The 22051-nt window shown below is 67.2% G+C and carries 21 protein-coding genes; 17 read left to right on the top strand and 4 right to left on the bottom strand.

The window, feature by feature from the left end; all coding sequences use genetic code 11:
* Positions 1 to 13 precede the first annotated feature (13 nt).
* From ACX9OW_RS12310 to ACX9OW_RS12295, 4 genes are all read left to right on the top strand, one after another.
* On the top strand, positions 14 to 202 hold the full coding sequence (locus ACX9OW_RS12310) for a hypothetical protein (protein ID WP_154582383.1): 189 nt from the start codon (positions 14 to 16) through the stop codon (positions 200 to 202).
* A gap of 235 nt (positions 203 to 437) precedes the next feature.
* A complete protein-coding gene (mltB, locus tag ACX9OW_RS12305; protein ID WP_065175164.1) occupies positions 438 to 1583 on the top strand; it encodes a lytic murein transglycosylase B in 1146 nt (381 codons plus the stop codon).
* Positions 1580 to 2842 (top strand): septal ring lytic transglycosylase RlpA family protein, encoded by a 1263-nt coding sequence (locus ACX9OW_RS12300; protein WP_253120110.1) that lies wholly within the window; start codon positions 1580 to 1582, stop codon positions 2840 to 2842. Before mltB ends, ACX9OW_RS12300 begins: the two co-directional genes overlap by 4 nt.
* A 98-nt stretch (positions 2843 to 2940) precedes the next feature.
* Complete coding sequence (locus ACX9OW_RS12295; protein ID WP_053519634.1) at positions 2941 to 4158, top strand: D-alanyl-D-alanine carboxypeptidase family protein; 1218 nt, start codon at positions 2941 to 2943, stop codon at positions 4156 to 4158.
* Between the two features lie 95 nt (positions 4159 to 4253).
* Here ACX9OW_RS12295 and ACX9OW_RS12290 read toward each other — a convergent pair whose 3' ends face one another.
* Entirely contained in the window at positions 4254 to 5312 is a 1059-nt protein-coding gene (locus tag ACX9OW_RS12290) for a lipid A deacylase LpxR family protein (protein WP_262218921.1), read from the bottom strand.
* A gap of 277 nt (positions 5313 to 5589) precedes the next feature.
* Between ACX9OW_RS12290 and ACX9OW_RS12285 the strand changes: the two genes are divergently transcribed.
* The 7 genes from ACX9OW_RS12285 (at position 5590) to gnd (ending at position 13011) form a co-directional block, all read left to right on the top strand.
* Entirely contained in the window at positions 5590 to 5868 is a 279-nt protein-coding gene (locus tag ACX9OW_RS12285) for a YbeD family protein (RefSeq protein WP_053519645.1), read from the top strand.
* Complete coding sequence (lipB, locus tag ACX9OW_RS12280) at positions 5856 to 6566, top strand: lipoyl(octanoyl) transferase LipB (protein ID WP_053519632.1); 711 nt, start codon at positions 5856 to 5858, stop codon at positions 6564 to 6566. Before ACX9OW_RS12285 ends, lipB begins: the two co-directional genes overlap by 13 nt.
* Before the next feature lie 18 nt (positions 6567 to 6584).
* The gene (lipA, locus tag ACX9OW_RS12275; RefSeq protein WP_065175161.1) at positions 6585 to 7595 is read left to right on the top strand and encodes a lipoyl synthase; all 1011 of its coding nucleotides are present in this window, start codon (positions 6585 to 6587) and stop codon (positions 7593 to 7595) included.
* A 269-nt stretch (positions 7596 to 7864) separates the two neighbouring features.
* Positions 7865 to 10042 carry a carboxy terminal-processing peptidase gene (locus ACX9OW_RS12270; protein ID WP_053519630.1) on the top strand — a complete coding sequence of 726 codons (2178 nt, stop codon included), beginning with the start codon at positions 7865 to 7867 and terminating at the stop codon, positions 10040 to 10042.
* A 194-nt stretch (positions 10043 to 10236) separates the two neighbouring features.
* The gene (locus ACX9OW_RS12265) at positions 10237 to 10839 is read left to right on the top strand and encodes a DUF2242 domain-containing protein (protein ID WP_053519316.1); all 603 of its coding nucleotides are present in this window, start codon (positions 10237 to 10239) and stop codon (positions 10837 to 10839) included.
* 17 nt (positions 10840 to 10856) lie between these two features.
* Positions 10857 to 12095: a hypothetical protein gene (locus ACX9OW_RS12260; RefSeq protein WP_197600942.1), complete on the top strand. Its 1239-nt coding sequence runs from the start codon at positions 10857 to 10859 to the stop codon at positions 12093 to 12095.
* 10 nt (positions 12096 to 12105) lie between these two features.
* Positions 12106 to 13011, top strand: coding sequence for a phosphogluconate dehydrogenase (NAD(+)-dependent, decarboxylating) (gene gnd, locus ACX9OW_RS12255; RefSeq protein WP_065175159.1), 906 nt, complete (start codon positions 12106 to 12108; stop codon positions 13009 to 13011).
* 56 nt (positions 13012 to 13067) lie between these two features.
* Here gnd and ACX9OW_RS12250 read toward each other — a convergent pair whose 3' ends face one another.
* The gene (locus ACX9OW_RS12250; protein WP_459062327.1) at positions 13068 to 14111 is read right to left on the bottom strand and encodes an oxidoreductase; all 1044 of its coding nucleotides are present in this window, start codon (positions 14109 to 14111) and stop codon (positions 13068 to 13070) included.
* A 172-nt stretch (positions 14112 to 14283) separates the two neighbouring features.
* Here ACX9OW_RS12250 and ACX9OW_RS12245 point away from each other — a divergent pair, with 172 nt between their 5' ends.
* The 4 genes from ACX9OW_RS12245 to ACX9OW_RS12230 all read left to right on the top strand — a co-directional run bounded on the left by ACX9OW_RS12245 (position 14284) and on the right by ACX9OW_RS12230 (position 18649).
* Positions 14284 to 14670, top strand: coding sequence for a BON domain-containing protein (locus tag ACX9OW_RS12245; RefSeq protein WP_053519307.1), 387 nt, complete (start codon positions 14284 to 14286; stop codon positions 14668 to 14670).
* Positions 14671 to 14878: 208 nt separating this feature from the next.
* Positions 14879 to 16696: a sensor histidine kinase gene (locus ACX9OW_RS12240; protein ID WP_053519305.1), complete on the top strand. Its 1818-nt coding sequence runs from the start codon at positions 14879 to 14881 to the stop codon at positions 16694 to 16696.
* Positions 16693 to 17133, top strand: a complete 441-nt coding sequence (locus ACX9OW_RS12235; protein ID WP_053519303.1) for a response regulator — start codon at positions 16693 to 16695, stop codon at positions 17131 to 17133. The genes ACX9OW_RS12240 and ACX9OW_RS12235 overlap by 4 nt, the downstream gene beginning before the upstream one ends.
* Positions 17134 to 17137: 4 nt before the next feature.
* Complete coding sequence (locus ACX9OW_RS12230) at positions 17138 to 18649, top strand: ATP-binding response regulator (protein WP_065175156.1); 1512 nt, start codon at positions 17138 to 17140, stop codon at positions 18647 to 18649.
* Between the two features lie 32 nt (positions 18650 to 18681).
* Here the strand turns inward: ACX9OW_RS12230 and ACX9OW_RS12225 are convergent, their stop codons facing one another.
* Positions 18682 to 19431, bottom strand: coding sequence for a 20S proteasome subunit A/B (locus ACX9OW_RS12225; protein WP_053519299.1), 750 nt, complete (start codon positions 19429 to 19431; stop codon positions 18682 to 18684).
* A gap of 90 nt (positions 19432 to 19521) precedes the next feature.
* On the opposite strand from ACX9OW_RS12225, the gene folK reads away from it, so the two are divergent.
* Positions 19522 to 20007: a 2-amino-4-hydroxy-6-hydroxymethyldihydropteridine diphosphokinase gene (gene folK / locus ACX9OW_RS12220; RefSeq protein ID WP_065175155.1), complete on the top strand. Its 486-nt coding sequence runs from the start codon at positions 19522 to 19524 to the stop codon at positions 20005 to 20007.
* A gap of 55 nt (positions 20008 to 20062) precedes the next feature.
* On the opposite strand, the gene ACX9OW_RS12215 is transcribed toward folK, so the two are convergent.
* Entirely contained in the window at positions 20063 to 20800 is a 738-nt protein-coding gene (locus tag ACX9OW_RS12215; protein ID WP_053519294.1) for a pteridine reductase, read from the bottom strand.
* A 59-nt stretch (positions 20801 to 20859) separates the two neighbouring features.
* Here ACX9OW_RS12215 and ACX9OW_RS12210 point away from each other — a divergent pair, with 59 nt between their 5' ends.
* Positions 20860 to 22044, top strand: a complete 1185-nt coding sequence (locus ACX9OW_RS12210; RefSeq protein ID WP_128990003.1) for a class I SAM-dependent methyltransferase — start codon at positions 20860 to 20862, stop codon at positions 22042 to 22044.
* Positions 22045 to 22051: the final 7 nt, after the last annotated feature.

The raw sequence follows: 22051 nt of genomic DNA, 5'->3' as shown, positions 1-22051 counted from the left end.
TGGAAGCGTTCCCATGACGACGCGCAACAGCAGGTCCGCTGACCAAAGCCCTAAAAAAACGTTATCTAGTTCACACTTTTACGCTGCGTTGATTTTGATCAATGGACTTGTCGCAATCGGCCTGCACAATGGCGGCCCGTTCGGCACGGCGCGCCGTCTATCGTTGCAGCGCGAGGGGGCGTCGGGCGGGAAGCAGTACTGATCCAACGGATACAGGGCGCGCGGGGTACTGCCACTGGGGAGCGGCAGCCGCGCGCGTATCGACCGGATCCGGTCGCCGGTTGCGTCTGCGGGGATGGGGACGCAACCGGCAACCTCTCAACTGAATACGATGGATCGCTCACATCGTTTTCACAATTTCGACTGCTTGCAAGCAAATCGTTGTGATTCATGGTGTTAGGGGTTTTAATTCATCCATGACCTGCTAACCTGCGACGATGATTCGACGCACTCTGGCCTGCATGCTTACCCTCGGCCTGGTCGCCTGCGCGACCCAGCCGACATCTCCACCGTCTTCACCGCAGGCCAGCAGTACGCCGCGCCATCCGGCCACCAAGCCCAAGGGACCGGCCGAGGCCGCGCCGGAAGCCACCGCCGCCACCGCGCCGCCGGTCGATCTCACGCCGGTTCCGTTCGAGACTGCGCGCGCCACCTTCATCGCCGATACCGCCAAGCGTTACGGACTCCAGCCCGACGAGATCCGTCGCGTGCTCGACCAGGCGCAGGTGCGCCAGCCGATCATCGCCGCGATGTCGCGCCCTGCCGAACGGGTCAAACCCTGGAACGAATACCGGCCGATGTTCATCAGCAAGGCGCGCATCGAGGGGGGCCGTGCCTTCCTCGCCGAACACCGCGCCGAGCTGGATCGCGTGCAGCAGCGCACCGGTGTTCCGGCCGAGGTGATCGTGGCGATCATCGGCGTGGAGACCAGCTATGGCAGGAATGCCGGCAACCACCGCGTGCTCGATGCGCTGTACACGCTGGCCTTCTACTACCCGCGCAGCGGCGATCCGGAGAAGCTGGAACGCGAGGTGCGCCGCGAGCTGTTCTTCCGTGATGAACTGGCCAAGCTGTTTGAACTGGGCCGCGAGGAGAAACTCGACATCACCACGCTCAAGGGCAGCTATGCCGGTGCGATGGGCATGGGCCAGTTCATGCCGTCCAGCTACCTGGACTATGCCGTGGATGGCAACGGCGACGGTCGCCGTGACCTGTTCAACAGCTACGACGACGTGTTTTCCTCCATTGCCAACTACTTCGTGAAGAAGGGAGGCTGGGTCCGGGGCGGGCAGGTGGCCGTGCCGGCGACACTCGCTCCGGGGCGCGAGGAATTCAATCCGACCGAGTGGGCACCGACCTGGTCCCTGGCCGATCTGGCCCAGCGTGGCTATCAGCCTGCCGCACCGGTACAGCCGGGTGCGACGGCCACTCCGGTTACGCTCGAGGGCAGCACCGGCAAGCAGTACTGGCTGGGCTTCCAGAACTACTACGCGATCACCCGCTACAACCTCTCGAAGATGTATGCGATGGCCGTGTTCCAGTTGTCGCAGGCCATTGCCGGACAGGAGCTGCCCCCGGCATGAACATCAGATGGCTGGTCCCTGGATTGATCGTCCTCGCGCTGGCCGCCTGCAGCAGCGCGCCGAAGAAGCCGGCCACCGCCGGCCACGGTGGGACGCCTTCCGGTACGGTGGTGCAGGGCAGGGGCACGCGCCCGGCGCATTGTCCGGAGGGATCGCCCTATGCGGCGGCCAAGGAAGACCCGAACACGCGGGGCAACTACACCGCCGGCGGCCTGTACCGGCCGGGCGTGAAAGACAGCACGCCGAGCTACATTCCGAACGTGGCCTGCATTCCCGAGCCGGAAGTGACGGCTGAAACACGTTCGGCCATCGGCAACAAGTCGCCGTACGTGGTGCTGGGCAAGTCGTACAAGGTGCTCGACGATACCCGCGATTATGTCGAGCGCGGTACGGCGTCGTACTACGGCGCCAAGTTCCATGGCCGCCTGACCTCGAACCGGGAGGTCTACGACATGTACCAGTTCACCGCTGCGCACAAGACGCTGCCGCTGCCCAGCTTCGCCCGCGTGACCAATCTGGACAACGGCGAGTCGGTGATCGTGCGGGTCAATGACCGGGGCCCGTTCCACGATGGCCGCGTGGTCGATCTGAGCTATGCCGCTGCGGTACGCCTGGGCATCACCCAGCGCGGAACCGGCAATGTGGAGGTGCGCGCGCTGCAGCCGGGTGAGGGCAATCTGCTGGCGCAGAAGCCGTCGCGCCGCGAGCGCCGGGCGGCCGAAGCCGCCGCCGCTGCCGGTGCGGCGACGACGATGGCGAGCACTGTCGCCACGCGCCCGGCGGCCGACAGCGACATCGACCGCCTGGTCAAACGCCTGCCTGCCGATGCGGTGCCGACGCGGGGCCAGCCGGCCACCACGCAGGCGGTGGTCAGCACGCCGCCGGACGTGGCGGTCAGCAGCCTGCCGCCGAGTGCAGTGGGCGTCCGCACTGCGGCACCTGCCGCTGCGCCGGCGAGGGTCGCCGCCACGGCGCCGCGCGCTTCCGCGGCACCGGCCAGCAGCCCCACGCTGTCGCAGCAGGTGGTGGGTGCGGTGATGGTGCAGGTGGCCAGCTTCTCCAACCGTGACAATGCCAATCGTGCGATGGGCCAGCTCAATGCGGCCGGCATCGTCGGCGCGACCATCAGCGACATCGCCGCCGGTGGCCGCACGCTCTTCCGTCTGCGCGTACCCGCCAGCGACCATGCCAGTGCCGCGGAACTTGTCGGCCGCATCGCCGGTCTGGGCCTTGGATCGCCGCAGATCGTCAAGGATTGATCCCGCCCGGGTCGGTGCTGCCGGCCCGGGCCCCCCCGGCCTACAATGGCCATTCTGTTCCCCCTCCATTCCCGGCCGTCCCTGGAGCCCGCTGTCCAATGAATTTCCGTTCCGCCGCCACCGCCCTGGCCGCCACCCTGGTGGTGGGCCTGGCTTCTGCCCAGACGCCGCTGCCGACCCCGGCCGCACCCGCACCTGCCGCCGCTGCGGCTCCGGCCACCGTGGCCACGCCACCGGCCCCGGTGCCGAGCGTGTCCAAGGCCTGGATCCTGATGGACTACGCCACCGGCCAGGTGCTGGCGGGCGAGAACATCCACGAGCAGCTGGCGCCGGCCAGCATCACCAAGGTGATGACCTCCTACGTGATCGCCGCCGAGGTCAAGAACGGCAAGGTCCGTGCGGATGACCAGGTGATGATGAGCGAGCGCGCCTGGCGCGAAGGCGGTGCGGGTACCGACGGCAGCTACAGCGGCTTCCCGGTGAACCAGACCGCGCGCCTGGAAGACATGGAAAAGGGCATGGCCATCCAGTCCGGCAACGATGCCGCGATCGCCCTGGCCGAGCACGTGGCGGGCAGCGAGGAAGCCTTCGCCTCGCTGATGAACAGCTACGCCGCCAAGATCGGCATGAAGAACTCGCACTTCGTCAACGCCCACGGCCTGACCGCCGCGGGCCACCACAGCACCGCCTATGACCTGGCGTTGCTGGGACGGGCGATGGTGCGTGATTACCCGGAAACCTACGCGTACAACAAGATCAAGGAATTCCAGGTCGGCAACATCAAGCAGCCCAACCGCAACCTGCTGTTGTGGCGCGACGGCAGTGTCGATGGCATCAAGACCGGGCACACCTCCGAGGCGGGCTACTGCCTGATGAGTTCGGCGCAGCGCGGCGACCAGCGCCTGATCGCGGTGGTGCTGGGCGGCGCCTCCGAGAAGCAGCGCGCCGATGACAGCCTGGCGCTGTTGAACTGGGGCTTCCGCTTCTTCGAAACGCACCGCCTGTATGAGCCGGGCAAGGCCGTCGCCGAGCACAAGGTGTGGAAGGGCACCAGTGACAAGGTGCAGCTGGGCGTGGCGCAGCCGATGCTGGTCAGCGTGCCGCGTGGCCGCTACAACGATCTGAAGCCGAGCATCGATGTGCCCAAGACCCTGGAAGCGCCGTTCACGGCCGGCCAGCAGATCGGCACGGTGAAGGTGAGCCTGGATGGCAAGGTGGTGGCCGAAGCACCGCTGGTGGCGGTGGCTGCCGTCGAGCAGGCCGGTTTCTTCAAGCGCCTGTGGGACAGCTTCTGGATGTGGTGGGAATCGGAATGATGCGCAGCGCCGTGCGCTGACATGAAAAGGAAAAGGCCGGCGCATGCCGGCCTTTTCCGTTGCAGCCAATGTGCGGACCAGATGTCCGCACTGTTCTAGAGCGAACGGCTGATGGTGAAGCTGCCGAACACCGGTGCCTCGCGCTGGCCGTTGAACTCGCGGGTGCTGTGGTAGCGCGCCGCCGCGAACTTCCAGCGACCGCGCATCACCGCGATTCCGTAGCCGCCGTAGGCCACGATGTGGCGCTTGTCGACGCTGTGGCTGTTGCGGAAGGTGTTGCCGTCCAGGGTGATGTTGCGGATCACCCAGGCGGCATCGCTGGTGGCGAACAGGTGCCATGACCAGCCGCTCGGCCTGCCACCGCGGGTCGGCGCGGTGTTCTCGCCGGCAGGACGCAGCGGCGTGCTGCCGAAGTCATCCGGCAGTTTCCAGCCGAAGCGCACCTCGCCACCGATGTTGGCCTTGGTCGCCAGGTTGCCGACCGAGCCGCCGTAGTGGCTGATCGCGTCCCAGCCCCAGCCGCCCGCGTTGATGCTGGCGTCGCCCGGCCAACGACGCATCCGCTCATGGGTCAGCATCACCAGCGGCTCGTTGTGCAGTTGGTTGTCCCAGCCCTGGAATTTCTCGTCGCCCAGCACCTCATGCACGGCGTTCTGCACCTGCTTGCCCTGGGCCCACGGACCGACAACGCCCAGCGTCAGCTGGGTGGTCTGCAGCCGATCACCACTGCGCGCGTTGTAGCCGAAGCTGGCGATCAGCACGCCCGCATAGGGGCGGTCATCCTTGATCAGGTCCTTCCGGGTGAAGTCGGTCGGGGTGAAGATGCCCTGGGCGATGCTGAAGATCATGTTCTGCTGTTCGAACCGGCCCGGGTGCAGGCGCTCCAGATAGCCGTTGACCCAGCGCGCCAGGCGCGGCAGGCAGGGATCGTCCGTGTAATCGACGAGGTTCGGTGATACGAAGGTCAGTTCGGCGCCGTTGGTATACCCCTGGTCCTGGTGGCGGCCGCCGAACAGGTCGTTGTCAACGCGGAAATTGATCTGCGGCGGGTGCTCACGCATGGCATCGGGGCCGCATTGTTCGGCGGCCTGCGCGGCAAGGGGGAGGGCGGCGGCCAGGAGGCCGGACAGCCCGAAGGCTGCGACGCTACGCATGGATGGAATGCTCATGGGGAAAGGGGTGGTCGTCTGTCGTTATATGCAACGACACGGTACCCCGGCCCGCGTGACGGTACGAGCGCGTCCCGGTCACTTGTCTGTTCCGAAAACGACATTGTCTCGTGACGACAACCGGCGCCGGGGGGGGGCTTGTCGCGCGCCCGCGGCAGGAAGCTGAATGGGAATTCAGGTGCAACGCAGCGGCCTGCCGGTGTCCGCGTTGACCTGGATGAATACTCTTGGGTTTGTTGCCCTGCGGCCCGATAATGGGTCCATGGAAATCAAGTCCGACAACCCCGACCACGGCTTCCAGTTCCCCGGCCAGTTCGAGCTCAGCGCCATGGGCCCGGCCAACCGCGGCCTGGAGCATGAGCTTCCTCGACTGCTGCAGGCCGAAGGCCTCGACGTCGTGAACGAGCGCATCAGCTGGAAGCATTCGTCCAATGGCAAGTACGTGTCGGTCCGGCTGGTGTTCAAGGCCGAGACCCGCGAACAGTACGACGCCGCCCATCGGGCGCTGCGCGATCACCCGGAAGTGAAGTGGACGCTGTAGCCGACAGCTGCCCGGCCGACGCCGCTCCGGAAAACCGCCCGCCGCGTCCGGCGCTGGTGCGCGACCTTGGCCGCCAGGCCTATGAGCCGGTCTGGCGGGCGATGCAGCGCTTCACCGATCAGCGCGCTGACGAGACGACCGACGAGCTGTGGGTGGTGGAACACGATCCGGTGTTCACCCTCGGCCAGGCCGGCAAGGACGAGCATGTGCTGGCCCCGGGGGCGATCCCGGTGCTGCACGTGGACCGCGGCGGCCAGGTCACCTACCACGGGCCGGGGCAGATCGTGATCTACCCGCTGCTGCGCCTGCCGCGTCTGGGCATCGGCGTGCGCGACTACGTGTGCCGCATCGAGCAGGCCATCATCGATACGTTGGCCGAATGGAACATCGGTGCCGAACGCCGCGAAGGTGCCCCGGGCGTCTACGTTGGCAATGCCAAGATTGCCGCGCTGGGCATCCGCGTGCGCCGTGGCTGCACCTTCCATGGCCTGGCCTTCAACGTGGCCATGGACCTGGAACCCTTCCACCGCATCAACCCCTGTGGTTATCAGGGGCTGCAGGTGACCTCGGTGGTAGACTTGGGCGGGCCGTCCGGGATGGATGCCGTCAAGACGGTGCTGCTGGAACAGCTGGCCCGCCAGTTCGGCCTGCGGCTGCAGCACGTGCCCGAACTGCCTGATCTCTCTGCGGCCGCGTGACCGCTCCCCGGAACTGCCATGACTGAAACCACTGCCCGCACCATTCCCCTGCAGATCGTGCAGGGCGACATTCCGACCGCCGCACCGTTGCAGGCCGGCGTCAAGCAACTGGGCGGGGACAAGATCAACCGTTCGCCGGTTCAGTTCGCCGATGCACCGGTGCTGCGCAAGCCCTCCTGGATCCGCGTGCGCATTCCCTCGGGCAATGCGGTCCAGAACCTGAAGGCCAAGCTGCGCGAGAACCGCCTGGTGACGGTCTGCGAGGAAGCCAGCTGCCCGAACATCCATGAGTGCTTCGGCCACGGTACGGCGACCTTCATGATCCTGGGCGAGGTCTGCACCCGCCGCTGCTCGTTCTGCGACGTCGCCCACGGCCGGCCCAAGCCGCCGGATGCCAACGAGCCGGCCAGCCTCGGCCAGACGGTGGCCGACATGGGCCTGAAGTATGTGGTGGTGACCAGTGTCGACCGCGATGACCTGCGCGACGGCGGTGCCCAGCACTTCGTCGACTGCATCACCGCCATCCGTGAGAAGTCGCCGGGTACCCGCATCGAAGTGCTGACCCCGGACTTCCGCGGCAAGGGCCGCATGGAGCGCGCGCTGGACATCCTCGCGCAGAACCCGCCGGACGTGTTCAACCACAACATCGAGACCGTGCCGGACCTGTACCGCAACGTGCGCCCGGGCGCGGACTACCAGTGGTCGCTGACGCTGCTGAAGAACTTCAAGGCCCAGCACCCGCAGGTGCCGACCAAGAGCGGCATCATGCTGGGTCTGGGCGAGGACTTCGAGCAGATCAAGGCGACGATGCGTGACCTGCGTGCCCACGACGTGGACATGATCACCATCGGCCAGTACCTGCAGCCGACCGCGCACCATCACCCGGTGCTGAAGTACTGGACGCCCGAGGATTACAAGGCGCTGGAAGACTACGGGTATGAGCTGGGCTTCAGCCACGTCGCCTCCGGCCCCATGGTGCGCTCTTCGTACCACGCCGACGTGCAGGCCAAGGGCGCCGGAGTCTCCTGACCGGTAGCGCCGGGCCATGCCCGGCGGTTCTTTCCCGCTGCGCTCGTCGGGCATGGCCCGGCGCTACCGATGGGCGTGCCTACCACCTTGGTGGGCGCGGACCATTGGTCCGCACGCCTTCGCCTGCATTCACAATTTGCTACACCGGCCCCGCTAGGCTGGTTTTCCACCGGATGCGGACGGGTGACAAACCCGGCAACTTTCGGCACTGTCGTGATGTCTGAACACCACGCAGTCTCCCCCTTGGCAAGGCGCCTTCGAGCACGTTCATGAAATTCAAAGCCCCCGCATTCCTGATGGCCCTGGCGCTGGTAGCGCCGCTGGCGCTGTCGGCCAAGGCCGATTCGCCGGCGCTGCCGGCTGCGGCGACCGCCGATCAGGTGACCACCTCCAAGCTGGTGTACGGCCTGTTGTCCGACAGCCGGTACGCCTACCGTCCGCGTGCGCTCGATGAAGCCACCTCCAAGGATGTGTTCAAGCGTTACCTGGAGACCCTGGACGGCGGCAAGCAGTACTTCACCCAGGCCGATGTGGCGCGCTTCGCACCCTTCGAGGCGAACATCGCCAATGCCATCCGTGGCGGTGAACTTGAGCCGGCCTTCCAGGTCTTCGCGGTGTACAAACAGCGCGTAGGCGAGCGCGTGGCTTACGCACGCAAGCTGCTCAGGCAGGAGCCGGACTTCACCACCGACGAGCGCTTTGAGTACGACCGCAAGAAGGTGCCGTGGGCGGCCAGCAATGCCGAGCTGGATGAACTGTGGCGCAAGTCGGTCAAGAATGACTGGCTGCGCCTGAAGCTGGCCGGCAAGAAGCCGGACGACATCCGCAAGACGCTCGACAAGCGCTACGCGACGCTGGAGAAGTCGGTCAACGAGCTGAAGGGCGAGGATGTCTTCCAGTTCTTCCTCAACGCCTACACCAGTGCGGTCGATCCGCACACCGACTACTTCACTCCGCGTACCGCCGAGAACTTCAACCAGGCGATGTCGCTGTCGCTGGAAGGCATCGGTGCGCAGCTGCAGCGCCAGGACGACATGGTGGTGATCCGCGAGATCATCGCCGGCGGACCGGCCTCCGTGGATGGCACCCTGAAGCCGGGTGACCGCATCGTCGGCGTCGGTCAGGGCAAGTCGGGCGTGGTCGAGGATGTGATCGGCTGGCGCATCGACGATGTCGTGGCCAAGATCCGCGGTGCCAAGGATACCCAGGTCAAGCTGGAGTTCATCCCGGCCGAGGAGGGCGCCGATGGCAAGCATCACACCCTGGTCCTGACCCGGCAGAAGGTGCGCCTGGCCGAGCAGGCCGCCAAGGGTGAAACCATGACCATTCCGGCCGCCAATGGCGAGCCGGCGCGGAAGATCGGCGTGATCAAGCTGCCGACCTTCTACCAGGACTTCGAGGGCCGCCGCCGCAATGCCGCCGATTATGCGTCGGCCACGCGCGATGTGGCCAAGCTGCTGGCGGGCTTCAAGAACGACAAGCTCGACGGCGTCGTGCTGGACCTGCGCAACAACGGTGGTGGCTCGCTGGACGAGGCGATCGAACTGACCGGGCTGTTCATCGAACAGGGCCCCGTGGTGCAGGTGCGTGAATCGGGCGGCCGCATCACCGTCAACAGCGACCGCAATCAGGGCGTGGCGTGGGACGGCCCGCTGGCCGTGCTGGTCAACCGTGGTTCGGCCTCGGCGTCGGAAATCTTCGCCGGTGCCATCCAGGACTACGGCCGCGGCCTGGTGATCGGCGAGACCACCTTCGGCAAGGGCACCGTGCAGAACATCGTCGACCTTGATCGCTGGCCGAGCGGCGAAACGCAGCGCTTCGGCCAGGTCAAGCTGACCATCGCCCAGTTCTTCCGCATCAGCGGCAGCAGCACCCAGCACAAGGGCGTGGTGCCGGACCTGGCGTTCCCCGCCAGCGTCGATGCCACCGAGTTCGGCGAAAGCACCTACGACAATGCCCTGCCGTGGACCCGCATCGCCGCGGTGCCGCATACGCAGTACGGCAACTTCGCGCCGCTGCTGCCGAAGCTGGAAACCCGCCACGAGGCACGCATCGCCACCGACAAGGAATTCGTGTGGTGGAACGAGGATGTCGAGCAGTTCCGTGCCGAAGCGGCGAAGAAGTATGTCTCGCTCAATGAAGCGACGCGTCGTGCCGAGCGGGAACGCCAGGACACCCAGCGCAAGGAGCGCCAGATCATGCGCAAGGAGCTGGGCCTGGCCCTGGATCCGCTGGCCGATGACAGCAGCGATGACGGCCTGACCGGCAACGAGCGCGATATCGTCAAGGATGCCGCCCGTGAGAAGGCCGCCGAGAAGCGACCGGACCCGCTGCTGCGTGAATCCGCTGCGATCCTGGCCGATGCGGTGAATCTGCTGGCCAATGATCGCCCGCTGTCGGCGCAGGTGCTGCCGCAGTCCACCGGGGCCGGTCGCTGGGCCGACTGAGCCACGCGTGACATGAAGTACCCCACGGGGCCGGCAATGCCGGCCCCGTCTGCGTTGACGGGCAGCGCCGGGTCATGCCCGGCGCTGCCGGTGCATGAACCGGGAGCAACAACCTGCGCCGCCAGCGGTGCTGTCGACCTGCCGCACACGGGGGCGGGACTACCCTAGCAGCTACCTTTCTCGCAGGAGTTCCCATGCGGGTCTCCCCTCTGTGCAGCGTTGCCGTCGGTATTGCCAGTGCCCTGATCCTGTCGGCCTGCGGTGGCCGCGCCGCCGACAGCACCGTGCTGCGCGAGTCCTTCGATTCCGGCGACACCTTCTCCCGGACGGTCGACAGCCGCCCGGCCGATGCCTGTGAAGCGGCGCGACGGGCCCTGCTCAGCCAGGGCTATGCGATCGCCCGCGTCGATGACGCGCAGGTGGAGGGGAGCAAGAACTTCCAGCCCCGCGAGGACGATCACGAGCAACTGGTACTCCGCATCTCCTGCGCGCCGCGTGGCAGCCAGTCGCTGGTGTTCGTCAGCGCGGTGCAGGACCGCTATGCGTTGAAGAAGAGCCCGACCTCGGCCAGCGTGGGCGTGGGCGCGCTGGGTTCGGTGTCGCTGCCGTTCGGCAGCAATGACGATTCCCTGGTGAAGGTCGCCAGCAGCACCATCACCGATGCCGACTTCTACCGCCGGTTCTTCCAGCGCCTGCAGCAGTACCTGCCGGCCGCCCCCGGTGAGGCGCCGCCGGTTCCGGAACGGCTGCCCGCTCCCCCCGTATCGGAGCCGGCGGCGGCGACGGATCAGGGTTGAGCGTGCGGCGTGGGTTGATGGTCATGGCCCTGCTGCTGGCTTCGCCGGCAGGCAGCGCGGCGGCGGCCGCGGACTGCACGCAGGGCCTGCTGCAGCGGCTGGGCTGGCGGTTTGAAGTGGCTGCGGTCAGTGCGCCGCAGATCCAGGGTGGCCCGGTGTGCACCCGGGCATCGCTGGTCGAGGCGCAGGCCGCGGGTGATCTGCGTGTGCGATGGCCGAAGACGCTGGACGGGGCGCAGCGCGAGGCGCTGCTGCAGCAGCTGCTGGAGGATCCTGCCACGGTCTGTGCCTATGCCTTCGAACTGGGCGCGGCGACCCGGCGGGCCGCCACGTCGTTGCAGGGCAACCCGCAGTTCCGCTTCTCCGGCGCACAGCTGGGCTGGATCGGCTTCGGGATGCAGGGCGCACGGGCGCAGGGGTGGCAACGCGTGCGCAGCTTCGGCCGCGGCTACGTTCCCGTGGATGGCAACAGCCGCGCGCTGCAGGCGTTCTACGGCGGTGCGGTGCGTGCCGAATGCGGTGTCGGCCGCCAGGTCGCGCAGCTGGCAACGCAGCGTGAGCTGTATGGCGATGCTGCGTTCGACGCGGAGTTCACCGCAGGCGAACTGTCGATCGGCACCTTCATCGCGCTGCACGGCACCGACAGTGTCCTGCTCGGTGCGCATGCGGGCGACTTCCTTGCCGACGGCAAAGCCGTGCGCACCTCGGCGAGGGGACGTCAGGCCTTCGCGGGCCTGCCCGGCTTCATCGAACACGTGTACGACAAGAGCACGCTGGACGATCTGAGCAACCAGGCCGAGAACTTCGTCGTTGTCGACGTCGGGCCGGATGCAGCACAGGCGCTTGCCCGCCACGGAGGCCTGGCCTGGTACGACCAGCGCAACGCCGAGCTGTGGCAACTGGCGCAGGGGCTGCCGCGGGTGGGGCGGCGCTATTTCGAGCGGCTCCTGTTCGAACGCGACCCCGGACTGCGGGCGCGCCTTCCAGCGCGCTACCACGCCCGCCTGGCACGCATGGACCAGGTGCTGGACGATCCGTTCTACCAGCAGTTCGTGATCTACGTGCATCCGCGCGGTATACGTCCTATCGGCTACCACATCGCCCGGCTGCTCGACCGCAATCCACGAACGCCGTTTTCGATCGACCTGGCGGTGCACAATCTGCATACCACGCTCTACCGGCGTTGGCGCGAGGCGCAGCTGCGCCACTGTGCGTCAACCGGCAGGCCAGGCAGCCTGACCCTAGACCCCAACTGAAGGTGAAACAATGGATATTGCAATGATCGGCCTTGGCCGCATGGGCGCCAACATGGCCCAGCGCCTGCATCGCGGCGGCCACCGCGTGGTCGGCTACGACCCGGGCGAAGGCGCCCGCCAGCGCGCCGCGGAGGCCGGCATCGAAGTAGTCGATTCGCTGGCCGCCGCGGTCGCCGCGCTGCCGGTGCCGCGCGTGCTGTGGTTGATGGTGCCGGCGGGCGAAACGGTCGACCAGACGCTCGGCCAGCTGACCCCGCACCTGGCCGAGGGTGACATCGTCATTGACGGCGGAAACTCCAATTACCAGGACTCGATCCGCCGCGCCAAGGCGCTGGCCGAGGACGACCTGGGCTACGTCGACTGCGGCACCAGCGGCGGCATCTGGGGCCTGCAGGAGGGCTACAGCCTGATGGTCGGCGGTGAGGCGAAGGTGGTGGAGCAGGTTGCGCCGCTGCTGCGCACACTGGCGCCGGCGGAGGATCGGGGTTGGGCACGCGTCGGTCCTCCCGGTGCGGGCCATTTCACCAAGATGGTCCACAACGGCATCGAGTACGGAATGATGCAGGCCTACGCCGAAGGCTTCGCACTGATGGAACGCAAGCAGGACATGGAGCTGGACCTGGCGCAGGTTGCCGAGGTCTGGCGCCATGGCAGCGTGGTGCGTTCGTGGTTGCTGGACCTGAGTGCCGAGGCGCTCAAGCGCAATCCGTCGCTGGATGGCATCGCCCCCTACGTGGAGGATTCCGGTGAAGGCCGCTGGACCGTGGCCGAAGCGATCGCGCTGGATGTGCCGGCGCCGGTGATCACGCTCTCGCTGCTGGAACGCCTGCGGTCGCGCGAGTCGAATTCGTTCACTGACCGCCTGCTGTCGGCGATGCGCAACGAGTTCGGTGGGCACGCGATCAAGAAGTCGTAAGCGCCAGGACCGGAGCCCTTCGGCGCTGCCGTGGGGTTCCGGGCCGCGGACCGCGATCAGTTCAGTGCGATGCGCCGGGCCTCGCGCGCGCTGTCCCTGCCAGCCTGCAGCAAGCGCATTACCTGCAGCGCCTGCAATGGGCTGACCGTGGGTTCACCGTCACCCTGCATCGCCGCAGCGAACTGGGCGTACAGGCGGCGATAGTCGCCCGGCAGGTTGTCGACCGTGCTGCGCTGCACGTTGTCCTCGGCATCGCAGTACACCCGCTCGCCGTGACGCGGGTCGATGCCCCAGCCCGGCGCGCCCGGCGCAACGCCGCGGCGCAGCTGTGCTTCCTGCACGTCCAGGCCCTGCTTGATCCAGCTGGCGCGGCTGCCGTGCACAGCGAACCGGGGCGTCGGTGCCGCCACCAGCGAACCGGCATGAAGGATCGCGCGGTGCCTCGGGTAATGCAGCACCGCATGGAAGTAATCGATGCCACTGCCGCCTTCGCGCTGCACCGCCAGGTCTGCGTCGATCGCCTGCGGCCAGCCGAACAGCACCAGCATCTGATCCAGCAGATGCGGTGCAAGGTCATACCACAGGCCACTGCCAGGCCCCTCCTGCTCCCGCCAGCGCTCGCGCACGTGCGGGCGGTAGCGATCAAAATGCGCATGGCATTCGGCGACTTCGCCGAGCGCACCTTCGGCCAGCAAGGCCTGCAGCGTCAGGAAATCGGCGTCGAAACGGCGATTCTGGAACACCGTGACGATGCGGTCTGCATCGCGCGCCGCCGCCAGCACGGCTTCGGCTTCGGCCACGTCCAGTGCGAAGGGTTTGTCCACCAGCACATGCTTGCCAGCGGCCAGCGCTGCCATCGCCAATGGCGCGTGCTGGTCATTCGGCGTGGCAATCACCACCGCGTCCACCGCCGGATCGTCGAACACGTCCTGCGGTGCCGCGCGCACGTGTACATCGCTGAACGTGCGCAGCAGCAGGTCGCGCTGCGAACTGACCACGCTGTGCAGGGTCAGTCCCGGGGTGTGCTGGATCAGCGGCGCGTGGAAAACGCGGCCGGCAAGGCCGTACCCGATCAGGGCCAGTTGCAGGTCAGGGCGCATGGCAGTGCTCCGCGCAGATCAGGCATGCAGGGTAAACGACGGGGGCCAGGATCCAAAGCTGAACGGTTGCGTTGAAAACCGGCGCGATTCACGGCGGCGTGACCGTAGCGCCACGCCTGCTGCACGGCGCTGCGGCCACACTGACCCCACATTCCGCAGGAGGTAACACACGATGAACAACCCGACCCGTACGCTGATTGCTTCGGCCCTCACCCTGGGCCTGGCGCTGTCCTCCTCGGCTGCATTCGCCAAGGATCCGGCAGCCAAGAGTCCGCCTGCCACCGATCATTCGGCGATGACCCACGCCGATCGCCACGACTCCAACGAGCCGGTGACCGACACCTGGATCACCACCAAGGTGAAGGCCGACCTGCTGGCCAGCAGCAATGTGCCGGGCACCGAGGTCAAGGTGGAAACCGTGAATGGCGTCGTCAGCCTCAGCGGCACGGTGGCGACCCAGGCCGAGCATGACAAGGCCGTCACTACGGCCAAGGGCATCAAGGGCGTCACCCGCGTTGATGCCAGCGCGCTGAAGGTCAACGCGGCGGCCAAGCGCTGATCCCGTGCGCCGCCCCGCCGGGGCGCCGCAGTACAGCTGCATGACGGTGGAGCCGGGCCAGCCCCGGCTCCACCCATGATGTTTTCTGGAGCGTTCAGCTGCCGGGGCCAGACGTTCCAGAGGTGTGACCGCCTGCGCTATATTGCCGGTTCCGCCGCAGCTGGGCCTGTCCGGGCCCATCCCTCTGCGGCCGTGCTGATGAGGAACTATGGCGCTGGTGTTCAGTGACGACATCTGGGATCGCTGGCGATTGCCGGCCTTGGCGCTGGCCGCCGCCGCGATCATCGTCGTGCCGTGGTTGACCCAGCGCAAGCTTCAGCGTGAGAACGAAGAAGCCATGGCCTGGGTGACGCATACGCAGGCGGTTGGCGTGGCGCTCCAACAGTTGCAGGCCGATGTGCGCGATGTCGAGTCGGCGGCGTTGACGCTGTCCAAGGGCGTGGACGCGCCCGGTCTGCGCGAGCGCATGGCCAAGGCCAACGAGATTCCCGGCCGACTCGCAGAGCTGGGCCGGATGACACGCGATAATCCTGAGCAGCTGATCCGCATCGGTCGCATCGAGTCCATGCTGGAAGGGCGGCTGGCGGTGGCGCGCGCGCTGGCCAAGGCCGAACCGAACAGTGACCAGCGCGCGCTGGTACAGGACCTGAGCACCCGTTACCCGATCCGCAGCGTGGTTGAAGAGCTGCAGAACAGCGAGCAGGCGCTGCTGGCCGAGCGGGCCGAACAGGCTGCGCGGCAGCGCAGGCAGACCGAATTCGTCTCGTGGAGCTCGCTGGTGGTACAGCTGGCGCTGCTCGGCCTGGTGCTCTGGCTGCTGCAGCGGCAGATCGGTCGCCGCCTGCAGGCCGAACGGCAGTCGCTGCGCTCGGCCGCGCGCGCTGCCTCAGTACTGCAGACCGTGCGTGAGCCGATCGTGCTGCTCGACCGCGAGCTGCGCGTGCAGCTGCACAATCCGGCCTTTGCCGAGTTGTACGGTCTGCAGGACGAACGTGCCGATGGCCTGCTGCTGGATGACGTCGGCGACGGCGCCTGGCGGGACGCCGTCGTGCGCCAGCGCCTGGTCGATGTGCTGCTGCGCGGTCGCGAGCTGTGGGACTTCGAGCACGAACAGCGCACCTCCGAGGGCGTGGTGCGCTACATGCTGCTCAACGCGCGGCGCATGCCGCTGCCGGATACCGACGATGAAGTGGTGTTGCTGACCGTCAGCGATGTCACCGTGCAGCGCGCCGTGCAGTCGCGTGTGGAGGAACTGAACCGCCAGCTGGAAGGCAAGGTGGCGCAGGTCTCGGAGGTCAATCGCGAGCTGGAAGCATTCAGCTATTCGGTGTCGCATGACCTGCGCGCGCCGCTGCGCCACGTTGCCGGCTTCTCCGACAAGCTGTCGCGCCACCTGGGCGAGAGCGCCGACGAGAAGAGCCTGCATTACCTTGGGGTGATCTCCAGCTCGGCGCGGCGCATGGCGACGCTGATCGACGATCTGCTGGTCTATTCGCGGCTGGGGCGCGCAGCGATGCGCCAGCAGGCAGTGGACATGCAGTCGCTGGTGTCCGATACCCGCGCGATGCTCGATTCCAACCTGCAGGCCGAGGCTGAAAGCAGTGGCCAGGTCCATCACGTCGAATGGAACATCGCACCGCTGCCGATCGTGGTGGCCGATGAGAACATGATGCGCCAGGTGTGGCTGAACCTGCTCGGCAACGCGGTCAAGTATTCCAGCAACCGCGAACCGGCGAAGATCCGCGTGGATTACCAGCCGCAGCCTGATGGCGGCCATCAGTTCACGGTCAGCGACAATGGTGCAGGCTTTGACATGGCCTATGCCGGAAAGCTGTTCGGCGTGTTCCAGCGCCTGCACAAGGCCAGTGATTACCCCGGTACCGGCATCGGCCTGGCCAGCGTACGCCGCGTGCTGACCCGTCATGGAGGCCGGGTCTGGGCCGAAGCCGAGCCGGACGCCGGCGCAACCTTCCACTTCTACCTGCCTCCCGCGCTCGACGCGGACAAACAAGGTCCCTCCGCATGACGACTCTGCGCACCATCCTTCTTGCCGAAGACAGCCCGGCCGATGCCGAGATGGCGATCGACGCCCTGCAGGAAGCCCGCCTGGCCAATCCCATCGTGCACGTCGAGGACGGCGTGGAGGTCATGGACTACCTGCTGCGGCGCGGTACCTTCGCCAGCCGCGAGGAGGGCCTGCCGGCGGTGCTGCTGCTGGACATCAAGATGCCGCGCATGGACGGCCTGGAAGTGCTGCGGCAGATCCGTGAGCACGAGGAGCTCAAGCGCCTTCCCGTGGTGATCCTGTCGTCCTCGCGCGAAGAGAGCGATCTGGCCCGCAGCTGGGACATGGGCGTGAACGCCTACGTGGTCAAGCCGGTGGACGTGGACCAGTTCTTCGGTGCCGTGCAGACCCTGGGCAAGTTCTGGGCACTGATCAACCAGGCACCGGAACTCGAGTAAGCCCATGCCCCTGACCGGTCCCTCCCTCGGGGCACTGCGCATCCTGCTGGTGGAGGATTCGCCTGAAGACGCCGAGCTGATGTCCGAACAGATGCTGGATGCGGGCCTGGAAGCCCGCTTCGAGCGCGTTGAGAGCGAGGCGGAACTGCGCCAGGCGCTGGCCTCCTTCCAGCCGGATATCGTGCTGTCCGACCTGAGCATGCCTGGTTTCTCCGGCGACGATGCCTTGCGCATCGTGCGCGAGACGGCGCCGGATGTTCCCTTCATCTTCGTCTCGGGCACGATGGGTGAGGAGAATGCAGTGGCGGCGCTGCAGAAGGGCGCCAACGACTACATCATCAAGCACCAGCCGGCGCGCCTGCCGTCGGCGGTGGCCCGTGCGATCCGCGAGGCGCGCAGCGCGGTGGAGCGTTCGCGCGTGGAGACCGAGCTGATGCGCGCGCAACGGCTGGAAAGCCTTTCGCTGCTCGCCGCTGGCCTCAGCCACGACCTGCGCAACATCCTGCAGCCGCTGCTGATCATGCCGGACCTGCTGAAGGCGCGTACCGATGATCCGCAGCTGCACCACCTTGCGGATGTGATCGCCGAGTGCGGCCGCCGCGGTCATGAAATGGCGGAATCGATGTTGTCGTTCGTCCGTGGCTCGCGCAAGCCCAGCGAACGCGTGCAGATCGACGGCCTGTTCGACGCGGTGGCGCTGCTGCTGCGCAGCAACGTGCCCGATGCGGTGCGCCTGCACCTGCAGGTGGAAGACGAGGGCCTTGCGGTCGATGCGAACTACACCGAGCTGCAGCAGGTGCTGTTGAACCTGGCACTCAATGCAATCCAGGCGATGCCCAGCGGCGGCCGCCTGAGCCTGACCGCAAGCCATGCCGGCGAGCGCGACGGTGTGGACTGGATGCGCATCGCCGTGGCCGACGAAGGCATCGGCATGGATGCCGATACGCTCTCGCATCTGTTCAATCCCTTCTTCACCACCAAGGCGGACGGTACCGGCCTGGGCCTGATTTCCTGCAAGCGCATCGTCGAAGGTGCTGGCGGCAGCATCACGGTCACCAGCCAGCCCGGGCAGGGCACCTGTTTCGAGCTGCGCCTGCCGATGCGTGACGCCATCGAGAGCGGCGAGCCGATCGAGCAGCTGGTGGCACTGGGCAGTGGCCAGTCGATCCTGGTGGTCGATGGCGAAGCCACGCGCCTGTCGCTGCTGGGCAATGCGCTGTCCAGCCAGGGATATCAGCTGCAGCTGGCTTCCGATGGACCGGCGGCGTTGCGCTGGATGCAGCAGGAGGCGATGCCGGCGCTGGTGATCGCCGATGCCGGCTCCAAACTGCTGCCGGCCAGCCAGCTGCTGGGCGAAATGGCCGGACTGGGTTACCGGGGGCCGGCGCTGGTGCTGGAAGACGCGTCAGTGGACGTTCCGGCCGATGCATTCCCTGATGGCATCGAGGTGCATGTGCTGCGCAAGCCGTTGCAGATGCAGCAGGTGTTCCGCGCTGTGGCAGAGGCACTGGGCTGAATCTGCGTCGCCGGGCATGGCCCGGCGGCAGGTCACGCCGGCCGTTCCGGGGTTTCCCACGGGAAGCGTGGCAGGCTGTCCACGGCCTGTTCCAGCCGCCGTGACCAGTTCTGGTGGATGTCCGCGTACAGGGGCGAGTCCGCGCCCAGCCGCAGCTGCTGGGCGATCCGCAGCTCGCCGTCGCGCAGCAATGCCAGATCGATCGGCAGCCCGACCGAGAGGTTGGAACGGATGGTCGAATCCAGCGACACGATCGCCGTGCGCGCGGCGTCCTCAAGGCGCGTGGCAGGGCTGAGGATGCGGTCGAGGATCGGCTTGCCATACTTGGACTCGCCGATCTGCAGGTAGGGGGTCTCCGGCGAGGCGGCGATGGCATTGCCCAGCGGGTAGATCATGTACAGGCCGGGGCGTTCGCCGGCGACCTGGCCGCCGAAGATCAGCGTGGCCTGGGTGTTGACGCCGTCATGGCCGTGCTCGCTGTGGCCGCCGTGCACCTGGCTGTCCACCAGCAGGCGACCGACATAGGCCGCCGCTTCGAACAGATGGGTCATGTCGCGCAGGTTGGGCGTGCGCCGCTCGCCGGCGTCCCGGGTCAGGCGCGAGACCAGCAACTGGGTGGTGGCCAGGTTGCCAGCCGCCATCAACACGTAGGCCGCCTGGCCGGGATACTCGAACACGTGCAGCTTGCGGTGCACGCGCACATCGTCCAGCGAGGCATTGGTCCGGGTGTCGGCGGCGAAGACCAGGCCCTGGTCCACCTCGATTCCAACGCAATAGGTCATGTCGGTGCCCTATCATGTGCGTCCCGGATTGTAGGCAGGCCGCCGTGACGACGGCATGCCCACGCCCCCCAGACCCGTCACCTGAACCGCATGACCACCGTGCTCCTCAGCCTGGGCAGCAACGTCCAGCCCCGCCGCCATCTCCACGCCGCGGTGGCGGCCCTGCGCGAGCGTTTCGGCGCGTTGCAGGTGTCTCCGGCCTACCGCACGGCCGCGGTCGGCTTCGATGGCCCGGCCTTCCTCAACAATGGCGTGCTGATCCAGACCGATCTGCCGCTGCAGGCGCTGGATGATTGGCTGCACGCACTGGAAGACGCCCACGGTCGTGATCGCAGTGGTCCGCGCTTCTCCGACCGCACCCTGGACATCGACGTGGTGTTCTACGGCAACCACATCGTGGAAGGCCCGGGCCATCTGCGCATTCCGCGCCCCGAGCTGAAGCACGCCTTCGTGCTGAAGCCGCTGGCGGACATCGCGCCAGACTTCATCGACCCGGTCAGCGGCCTGGCCCTGGCGGCGCTGTGGCGCGCACACGCTCAGTTTGGCGAGGCATTCGAGGTGGTTGACCTGGAATGAGGGCCGCTGCGCTCGCCTACGTAGATCGGTAGCGCCGGGCCATGCCCGGCGGACTTCAACTCACCGTGCGTCCGCCATCCACGCGCAGGGTGTGGCCGGTGACGAAGCTGGCTTCAGCCACCAGCCAGTACACCGCCTCGGCGATCTCCTCCACCGTGCCGGTGCGTGCCAGCGGCGTGCGCGCCAGCAGGGCCTCGCGGGCGAAATCGTCCTTTCCCTGCTCGGGCCACAGGATCGCACCGGGGGCGACCGCATTGACCCGCACTTTCGGCGCCAGTTCCAGCGCCAGTGACCGGGTGGCCATCTCCAGTGCGGCCTTGGCCATGGTGTAGGCCACATGGTCGCGCATCGGGTCGGTGCCGTGCAGATCGGTCAGATTGACGATGCAGCCCTGCTGGCGGCGCAGGTACGGCGCGGCCGCCTGTGACAGCAGCAGCGGTGCACGCGCATTGACCGCGTACAGCTCATCCATCGCTTCGGCGGTCACCTGGCCGAGCGGGGTGGGGAAGAAGTTGGACGCGTTGTTGACCAGCGCATCGAGGCGGCCGAAGTGGGCCACGGCCTGCTCGACCAGATCGGGCAGGGCGCCGGCATCGCGCAGGTCGGCCTGCAGGGCCAGCACACTGCCCGGACGGACGTTGTCCAGGTCGAAGGCGGCCTGCTGCAGCTCGGCGCTGGACGTGTTGGCATGCAGCACCACCGACCAGCCACAGGCGTGGAACTGGCGTGCGATGGCGGCGCCGATCCGGCGCGCGCTGCCGGTGATCAGGGCCACGGGGGCGGTTTCGCTCATCGAGGGTCCTCCAAGGCTCGGCTATCCTGTGCACCATTGTCACCGCATTCGAAGACGCCATGCAGCCTACCTTCCCTCTGCCCGATGCCGACGCCCTGGCCCACAGCGACCAGCTGGCCGCCGCACTGCGCGCTGAAATCCTCGCCCAGGGGGGCGCGATGCCGTTTTCCCGCTTCATGGAACTGTGCCTGTACGCACCCGGGTGGGGCTATTACAGCGCCGGTTCCAGCAAGTTCGGTGGCGGTGGTGACTTCACCACCGCGCCCGAGCTGGGTGGCCTGTTCGCCGGCAGCGTGGCCAATGCGCTGGCGCCGGTGTTCGCCCAGCTCGGTGCGCAGTCGCGGATGCTGGAACTGGGTGGCGGCACCGGTGCCTTCGCCGAAGCCGTGCTGCTGCGGCTGGCCGAGCTGGATGCGGTGCCTTCGCGTTATGCCATCCTTGAACCCAGTGCCGACCTGCGCCAGCGCCAGCAGCAGCGCCTGCAACAGGCGCTGCCGGCAGAGCTGGCCACGCGCGTGGACTGGATCGAGCGTCCGTTCGAAGAGGACTGGGAAGGTGTGGTGTTCGCCAACGAGGTGATCGACGCACTTCCGACCCCGCGCTTCCTGATCAGGGACGGCGAGGTCTACGAGGAGACCGTGGAACTGGACGCGGAGGGCAACTTCATCCGTGGCGCGCAGCCGGCCGATATTCTGCTCAACGGCGCCGTGCGCCACATCGAACGCTATCTCGAAAGGCCCTTCGCCGACGGATACCGCTCAGAGGTGCTGCCGCAGCTGCCGTACTGGCTGCAGGCAGTGGCTGGCGGCCTGCAACGTGGCGCGATGCTGTTCATCGACTACGGCTACAGCCGCAGCGAGTTCTACCAGCACGATCGCGACGACGGCACGGTGCGCGCCTTCTACCGCCACCACGTGCATAACGACGTGCATCGCTGGCCGGGCCTGCAGGACATCACGGCCTCGGTGGACTTCACCGCGATGGCCGAAGCGGGCCTGCACGGTGGCTTCGAGCTGGCGGGGTACTGCAGCCAGGCCAGCTTCCTGATCGGCAATGGCCTGGACCAGGTGCTGAGCCTGGCCGAGGAGCGTACCGATGAAGTGGGGCGCATCCAGCTGCGCGACCAGGTGAAGAAGCTGACCCTGCCGACCGGCATGGGCGAGCGCTTCCAGGCGATCGGCCTGCAGCGTGGAATCGACTTCGAGCCGGCGTTCGCGCTGGGCGATCTGAGCTGGCGCCTGTGAGCGCGAC

It is taken from the genome of Stenotrophomonas genospecies 5 (assembly GCF_054473825.1).
Note: the sequence above shows the minus strand (reverse complement) of the source record. Positions and strands in the feature narration are given on the sequence as shown.